This window comes from uncultured Brevundimonas sp., assembly GCF_963975535.1.
Classification (GTDB): Bacteria; Pseudomonadota; Alphaproteobacteria; order Caulobacterales; family Caulobacteraceae; genus Brevundimonas.
Genome location: NZ_CAXBHE010000016.1, coordinates 24,113 through 30,763 on the forward strand (window position 1 = coordinate 24,113; position 6,651 = coordinate 30,763).

General features: G+C 67.6%; 5 protein-coding genes. 3 read left to right on the forward strand and 2 right to left on the reverse strand.

The window, feature by feature from the left end:
- Positions 1 to 59 precede the first annotated feature (59 nt).
- The 3 genes from otsB to AACZ75_RS15210 are packed head-to-tail and all read left to right on the forward strand — an operon-like array spanning position 60 to position 4,062.
- Positions 60 to 851, forward strand: coding sequence for a trehalose-phosphatase (otsB, locus tag AACZ75_RS15200; protein WP_339874007.1), 792 nt, complete (start codon positions 60 to 62; stop codon positions 849 to 851).
- A complete protein-coding gene (locus tag AACZ75_RS15205) occupies positions 848 to 2,632 on the forward strand; it encodes a glycoside hydrolase family 15 protein (RefSeq protein ID WP_339874008.1) in 1,785 nt (594 codons plus the stop codon). Before otsB ends, AACZ75_RS15205 begins: the two co-directional genes overlap by 4 nt.
- The gene (locus AACZ75_RS15210; RefSeq protein ID WP_339874013.1) at positions 2,629 to 4,062 is read left to right on the forward strand and encodes a trehalose-6-phosphate synthase; all 1,434 of its coding nucleotides are present in this window, start codon (positions 2,629 to 2,631) and stop codon (positions 4,060 to 4,062) included. Before AACZ75_RS15205 ends, AACZ75_RS15210 begins: the two co-directional genes overlap by 4 nt.
- 12 nt (positions 4,063 to 4,074) lie before the next feature.
- Here the strand turns inward: AACZ75_RS15210 and AACZ75_RS15215 are convergent, their stop codons facing one another.
- Together AACZ75_RS15215 and AACZ75_RS15220 are read right to left on the reverse strand one after the other, a co-directional pair.
- Positions 4,075 to 5,280, reverse strand: a complete 1,206-nt coding sequence (locus AACZ75_RS15215; protein ID WP_339874009.1) for an acetyl-CoA C-acyltransferase — start codon at positions 5,278 to 5,280, stop codon at positions 4,075 to 4,077.
- A gap of 161 nt (positions 5,281 to 5,441) precedes the next feature.
- Positions 5,442 to 6,350, reverse strand: a complete 909-nt coding sequence (locus AACZ75_RS15220) for an SDR family NAD(P)-dependent oxidoreductase (RefSeq protein ID WP_339874011.1) — start codon at positions 6,348 to 6,350, stop codon at positions 5,442 to 5,444.
- Positions 6,351 to 6,651: the final 301 nt, after the last annotated feature.

Sequence of the window (6,651 nt, forward strand, 5' to 3'; positions counted from 1 at the left end):
GGAAATTCACAAAAGCATCAACCTTTCGCGGTGTGCGGCGTTACCTTCGGCCTATGGCGATGTCCGGACATGACCCGCAGGCGGCTGCCTCGCCTGATCGAACCCCGTCGGCGAGGCCCCTGCCGCCGCCGCCTGCGCGCCTGCCGCGTCCGGCCCTGTTTCTCGACCTCGACGGCGTCCTCGCGCCTTTGGCACCGACACCCGAGGCCGTGGTTCCCGACCCACGCCGCACGGCCGTGCTTCAGGCCGTGCTCGACCGCCTCGACGGACGGGTTGCCATCATCAGTGGACGAACCCTGGCCGAGGTGGACCGGATCAGCGAGGACGCGGTGCGTTCGGCATCCGGCGTGCATGGCCTGGAGCGACGCCGCGATGACGGCACGCTGGTGGTCGGCGATCCCGCGCCGGCCGTCCGGACAGTGGTGGCCGCGTTTCACGACTTCGCCGCAGACCGTCCCGGCATGATCGTCGAGGACAAGGGCGTGTCGGCCGGGCTCCATTTTCGCGGCGCGCAGGATCACGCCGTCGCGGCCCGGGACCTGGCCGGACGCCTCGCCGAGGACACCGGCCTGTCGCTGCAGGCCGGCAATCTTGTGGTCGAGTTGAAGACCCCGGGCACCGACAAGGGCACGGCGCTGTCCGCCTTCATGGCTGAGGCCCCGTTCCAGGGGGCGACGCCGGTGATGGTGGGCGATGACCTGACCGACGAGCACGGATTCCGGGCCGCGGCGACCCTCGGTGGCTTCGGCGTCCTGGTCGGCCCGCCCCGGTCGACGGCGGCCCGTTTCGGTCTGACGGACGTGGCGGCGGTGCTCGACTGGCTGGAGTCCCTGAGCGAGGTCCCCGAATGAAACAGACCCTCGATCTGGCCCCGGTCGGGAATTGCTCGGTCAGCGCCCTGATCAACCGGTGCGGTCGCTATGTCTGGGCCTGCGCCCCCCGGGTTGACGGTGACCCGGTGTTTTCGGCCCTGATGGACGGAGACGACCCGGAGCATGGCTTCTGGGAGGTGTGTCTGGCCGACCTGAAGGAGGTCGAGCAGGCCTATATCAAGAACACGCCGGTTCTCCGGACCGTGCTGACGGCCGAGGACGGGGCGGCGGTCGAGATCATCGATTTCGCGCCGCGGCATCACAAGCATCACCGGACCTACCGCCCCGTCGCCTTCGGGCGGATCATCCGGCCGCTCTCGGGCGTCCCGCGAATCTGCGTGCGACTGCGCCCCTCCGCCGATTGGGGCGCGCGTCGGGCCGCGGCCACCTCCGGCTCCAATCATATCCGCTATCACTGTACCGACGTGACCCTGCGGCTGACGACGGACTGCCCGGTGTCCCACATACTGGAGGAGCGGACCTTCCGCCTGGAAACCCCGCTGGCCTTCTTCCTCGGCCCTGACGAAGGCTACGACCAGGAGGTCGGCCCCGGTGTGGCGGCGACGCTGGACCGCACCGTGGTCTACTGGAAGGACTGGGTCCGCACCCTCTACATCCCGCTCGATTATCAGGACGCAGTGATCCGCGCGGCCATTACCCTCAAGCTGTGTGCCTATGAGGAAACCGGTGCCATCGTCGCGGCCATGACCACCTCGGTTCCGGAATTTCCCGAGAGCGGGCGCAACTGGGACTACCGCTACTGCTGGATCCGTGACGCCTATTACACGGTGCGCGCCCTGAACCGGCTCGGGGCGGTCGACATCCTCGAGAACTACCTCGTCTATCTGCGCAACCTCGTCGACAATTCCGCCGGCGGCCATGTCCAGCCGGTCTACGGCGTCGGTCTGGAAGCCGGGCTGGGCGAGCGGATCATCGACAGCGTGGACGGCTACCGCGGCATGAAACCGGTCCGGATCGGCAACCAGGCGCACGAGCACCTGCAGCACGATGTCTATGGCCAGATCGTGCTGCCGCTGGTCCAGTCCTTCTATGACCAGCGCCTGATCCGGCCAGGGTCGGTGGCGGACTTCTATGCCCTCGAGAAGGTCGGTGACCGGGCGTTCGCCCTGCATGACCAGCCGGATGCGGGTCTGTGGGAGTTCCGCACCATCGCGCGGGTGCACACCTATTCGTCGGTCATGTGCTGGGCGGCCTGCGACCGGCTGGCCAAGGCCGCGCACGTTCTCGGGCTGGCTGACCGGGCCGAAGTCTGGGCGCAACGGGCCGACACGGTCCGGGCGCGCATCGAAGCCGAGGCCTATATTCCCGAGGCGGGGCGTTTCGGAGCCAGTTTCGGCGGCAAGGAACTGGACGCCAGCCTGCTGCAGCTGGTCGATCTTGGCTTCCTCGATCCGATGGATCCGCGTCAGGTCGCGACCTTCAACGCCATCGAACGGGACCTGAAGAAGGGCCCCTACCTGTTCCGCTACGTGGAGCCGGACGATTTCGGCGAGCCGGAGACGGCGTTCAACTTCTGCACCTTCTGGTTCATCGAGGCCCTTCACCTCAACGGTCGCACGGCCGAGGCCCGCGAGATCTTCGAACAGATGCTGAGCCGGCGCACCCACGCCGGCCTGCTGTCCGAGGACATCGCCCTGGGCACGGACGAGCTGTGGGGCAATTATCCGCAGACCTATTCCCTCGTCGGCATCATCAACTGCGCGGTGCTGCTGAGTCGTTCGTGGACGGACGTCCGGTGAGCCGGCTGATCGTCGTTTCGAACCGGGTTTCGGCCCCGGTCGATCCGGCCGGAGGGTCCGTCGGGGGGCTGGCCATGGCCCTGGCCGCGGCCCTGAGGAAATACCACGGCCTGTGGTTCGGCTGGTCCGGCGAGACGGTCGACACCTTTACCGGCGAACTGAAGGTCGAGGACCGGGCCGGGGTCAGCGTCGGCCTGGTCGATCTCGAGGCCCAGGACGTCGACGAATATTACAACGGCTATGCCAACAAGACGCTCTGGCCCCTGTTCCATCACCGCGTCGACCTGACCGCCTATGAGCGGAGCTACGGCGAGGGTTACGAGCGGGTCAACCGGCGGTTCGCCGAGGTCCTGGAACCGCTGATCGAGCCCGACGACATCATCTGGGTGCATGACTACCATCTGATCCCGCTGGCCCGGGACCTGCGCCGGCTGGGGGTCAGGAACCGGATCGGCTTCTTCCTGCATACGCCGTGGCCGGTGCGGCAGTTGCTGGTGACCCTGCCGCACCACCGGCGGCTGGTGGAGTCGATGTTCGACTACGATCTGGTCGGCTTTCACACGCGCGAATGGCTGGACCTGTTCCGGGACTATGTCGCGGCGGAAGCCGGCGGCACCCTGACCGGCAATGACGGCATGGCGGCTTTCGGACGCCGGGTGCAGGGCGGGGTGTTCCCGATCGGCATCGACGTCGACGGCTTCCTGCAGGCCTGCAATTCGCCGCTCGGGGTGCGGACCTATGATCGCATGCTGTCCTCGACCGCCTTCCGGTCTCTGATCGTCGGCGTGGACCGGCTCGACTATTCCAAGGGGCTGGAGGAGCGGCTGCTCGGCTACGAGCAGTTCCTCAAGGACAATCCCGCCATCCGGTCCGAGGTCCTGCTGTTGCAGGTCACCCCCATTTCCCGCGATGAGGTCGACACCTACCAGGACATGCGCGGACGTCTCGATTCCCTGGCCGGCCGGATCAACGGTGCCTATGCCGAGATGGACTGGCAGCCCATCCGCTATCTCAACCGCACCTACCGCCGCGATCAGCTGGCCGGAATCTACCGGGCGGCCCGGGTCGGTCTGGTGACCCCGCTGCGCGACGGCATGAATCTGGTGGCCAAGGAATATGTCTGTGCCCAGAATCCCGAGGACCCCGGCGTCCTGATCCTGTCCCGCTTCGCCGGGGCGGCGGCCGAAATGACCGCGGCGCTGATCGTCAATCCCTTCAGTCGCGAGGAATTGTCCGACGCCATCCAGCGGGCCCTGACCATGCCGCTGGCCGAACGCCGGCAGCGCTGGTCAGCCCTGATGCAGGTGGTGCGCGACACCGACGTTTCGACCTGGCGGGACGCCTATGTCAGCGCCCTTCGACAGGTCGAGATCGACCCGGCCGGAACGGCTGCCCCCGGGGGCCCCGGTTCCGGCCGGACCAGGGTCTGAGCGCCGGTCGCCTCAATAGATCTCGAACAGACCCGCCGCACCCATGCCGCCGCCGATGCACATGGTGACGACGCCGTATTTCGCCCCGCGCCGCTTGCCCTCGATCAGGACGTGGCCGGTCATGCGCGCGCCGGACATGCCGTAGGGATGGCCGATGGAGATGGCCCCGCCCGAGACGTTGAGCCGGTCGTTGGGAATGCCCAGCCGGTCGCGGCAATAGATCACCTGGGTCGCGAAGGCCTCGTTCAATTCCCAGATGCCGATGTCGTCGACGGTCAGGCCGTGGCGCGCCAGCAGGCGCGGCACGGCAAAGACCGGGCCGATGCCCATTTCGTCGGGTTCGCAGCCGGCGACGGCCATGCCGCGATAGGCCCCAAGCGGCGTCAGGCCGCGACGTTCGGCCTCCTTCGCCTCCATCAGCACCGAGGCCGAGGCCCCGTCCGACAGCTGCGAGGCGTTGCCGGCGGTGATGTACAGCCCCTGTTGGATCACCTCGCCGCCGCCGAACACCGGCTTCAGCGAGGACAGGCCGTCCAGCGTGGTCTCGGGCCGGTTGCCCTCATCCATCGACAGGGTGATCTCCCTGGTCGAGGTCTGGCCGGTGGCCTTGTCCAGGACCTGCATGGTCGTGGTCATCGGCGCGATCTCGGCGTTCAGATGGCCGGCGGCCTGGGCCGCGGCCGTGCGCAGCTGCGATTGCAGGGCATATTCATCCTGGGCCTCGCGACTGATGCCGTAGCGGGCCGAGACCACCTCGGCCGTCTCCAGCATCGACATATAGATGTGCGGCTGCAGCTTCAGCAGGGCCGGATCCTGCATCCGGTACAGGTTCATGTTCTGGTTCTGGACCAGCGAGATCGACTCCAGTCCGCCGCCGACGGCGACGACCTGGCCGTCGTGGGTCACCTGTTTGGCCGCCGTGGCGATGGCCATCAGGCCCGAGGCGCACTGACGGTCCAGGCTCATGCCGGCGGTGGTGACCGGCAGGCCGGCGGCCAGCGCCGCCTGGCGGCCGATATTGGTGCCGGTCGAGCCCTGCTGCAGGGCCGCCCCCATGACCACGTCCTCGATCTCGGCCGGATCGACGCCCGAGCGGGCCACCGCGTGGCGGATGGCGTGACCGCCCAGCTGCTGGGCCTGGGTGTCGTTGAAGGCCCCGCGATAGGCGCGGCCGATCGGGGTGCGGGCGGTGGAGACGATGACGGCGTCACGGGACATCTGCGATGATCCTTGTTGTTTGCCCTATCGCTCGCCTCGCGGAGGCTCGCGGCTTGAGAGCGGTTTCCTACCGATGGTCTAGGCCCCTGCCGTTGCGTCAACGCAAGCGCTTCCGCGCCTCAGGCTGCGAGCCGTCGCGCGGCGAGCGTAGGCGCACGTCGTCAGCTAGCCTGGGCTGCCTGCGCCTTGGTCAGTTCGATCATGCCCTGGGCGGCCCCCATTTCGGGCACGATCTCCCCGGTGCGGTCCGAGATCTCGGCAAAGCGGGCAGCGACCTGTTCCGCCGCGTCGTCACCGACCGCATGGATGCCCTGGGTCAGGGTGATATGGGCGCGCTCGAAACCCCCGGCCCCGGCGGTCAGGATGCAGCGACTCGGCGCGGCCTCGCTGACCAGGTATAGCAGGCCCGGGGTGACCCGTTCCGGCTCCAGCAGGTCCAGCGGCAGCCGGGCCCCGAGATCCTCGGTCATGCGGGTGTGGGCGGTCGGGGCCAGGCAGTTGACCCGGATGTCGTTCTTCGCCCCCTCGATCGACAGGGTCTGCATCAGCCCGACCAGGGCCATCTTGGCCGCGCCGTAGTTCGACTGGCCGAAATTGCCGTACAGGCCCGAGGACGAGGTGGTCATGACGATGCGGCCGTAGTTGGCCTCGCGCATGATGTCCCACACCGCCTTGGTGCAGTGGACCGCCCCCATAAGGTGCACGTCCATGACGAAGCGGAAATCCTCCAGCTCCATCTTGGCGAAGGTCTTGTCGCGCAGGACGCCGGCATTGTTGACCAGGATGTCGACCCGGCCCCATTTTGCCATGGCCGCCGCGACCATGGCCTGGACGGCGGCGTAGTCGGTGACCGAGGCCGCATTGGCCATGGCCTCGCCGCCGGCGGCCACGATCTCGGCCACGACGGACTCGGCCGCACTGCTGGACCCGCCGGATCCGTCCCGCGCGCCGCCCAGGTCATTGACGACGACCCGGGCCCCGCGCGCGGCCAGGGCCAGGGCATGCGAGCGCCCCAGACCGCCGCCGGCCCCGGTCACAATCGCCACCCGATCGTCGAAACGCATCGTCATTTGTCTTTCTCCCTGGCGTTGGGGACTCTCCCCGGACGGCCGTTTCTAGCCCGAAAACCGGCATTTGTGTTGAAATGGCGCCACAGTCGCCACATTGATGGTCGTAAACGGGAACCGCTAGGGTATAATCCCGTTCGGTGATGGGATCGCCACGTAGTAAGCGTAGGCATTCGGGCATCTAATTTTTTTGTGAGGACACAATGAAGCTGAAACTCCTGGCAAGCGTTGCGGTAGCGGGGCTTTTTGCCGCCGGTGCTGCGGCGGCTGAGCCGAACGGTTGGTACGGTGCGATTGACGCCGG